Annotated in this window: 1 protein-coding gene; it reads left to right on the top strand. The window is 36.5% G+C overall.

The genetic code is table 11. The features are described 5' to 3' along the window. Nucleotides 1–1095: VirD4-like conjugal transfer protein, CD1115 family (locus HMPREF0381_RS12660; RefSeq protein WP_008752399.1), on the top strand; the 1095-nt coding region annotated here is incomplete at both ends.

Genomic DNA, 1095 nt, shown 5'->3' with positions numbered 1-1095 from the left:
AACTCAAAAGATATAGAACCGTATGTAGATGAAAAGTTTGAAAATAACATTCTTTTAACTGATACGGAAAGACTGACCATGAATGGTAGACCTAAAAACCCTAAATATGCAAGAAATAAAAATATACTTGTGGTGGGAGGATCAGGAAGCGGAAAGACCAGATTTTTTTTAAAGCCCAATCTTATGCAAATGCACTCATCCTATGTTGTAACAGATCCTAAGGGTACCGTTCTCGTAGAGTGTGGAAAGATGCTTGAGAAAAACGGATATGATATTAAAGTGCTAAATACCATAAATTTCAAAAAATCCATGCACTACAATCCATTTGCCTATCTGAGAAGTGAAAAAGATATTCTAAAGCTTGTACAAACCATTATAGCTAATACGAAAGGCGAAGGAGAAAAATTCAGTGAGGATTTTTGGGTGAAAGCAGAACGCCTTTATTACACCGCACTGATTGGATATCTTTATTATGAAGCACCGGAGGAAGAGCAAAACTTTGAAACACTGCTTGCTTTTATTGATGCCAGTGAAGTAAGAGAAGAAGATGAAAACTTTAAAAATGCCGTTGACTATATCTTTGATGCGCTGGAAAAAGAAAAGCCAAACCACTTTGCGGTAAAGCAATACCGTAAATACAAGCTTGCTGCGGGAAAAACTGCAAAATCGATTCTTATAAGCTGTGGTGCAAGGCTTGCTCCATTTGATATTGAGGAGCTTAAAAACCTTATGGAGTATGATGAGATGGGCTTAGATACTATAGGAGATAAGAAAACAGCCCTATTTATTATTATTTCAGACACAGATGATACATTTAACTTTGTAGTGGCAATGATGTATACTCAGCTATTTAATTTACTTTGTGATAAGGCGGATGATGTCTATGGCGGCAGACTTCCCGTTCATGTAAGGTGTTTATTGGATGAGTTCAGTAACATCGGTCAGATTCCAAAGTTTGAAAAGTTAATTGCAACCATTCGTTCAAGAGAAATATCTGCAAGCATAATCCTTCAGGCAAAATCACAACTTAAAGCTATATATAAAGATAATGCCGATACGATTACAGGCAATTGTGTGCGTCCAGAAGTCGTCAAC

Origin of the sequence: Lachnoanaerobaculum saburreum DSM 3986 (assembly GCF_000185385.1) — a bacterium.
In the GTDB taxonomy this organism is placed as follows: Bacteria; Bacillota; Clostridia; order Lachnospirales; family Lachnospiraceae; genus Lachnoanaerobaculum; species Lachnoanaerobaculum saburreum.
Note: the sequence above shows the minus strand (reverse complement) of the source record. Positions and strands in the feature narration are given on the sequence as shown.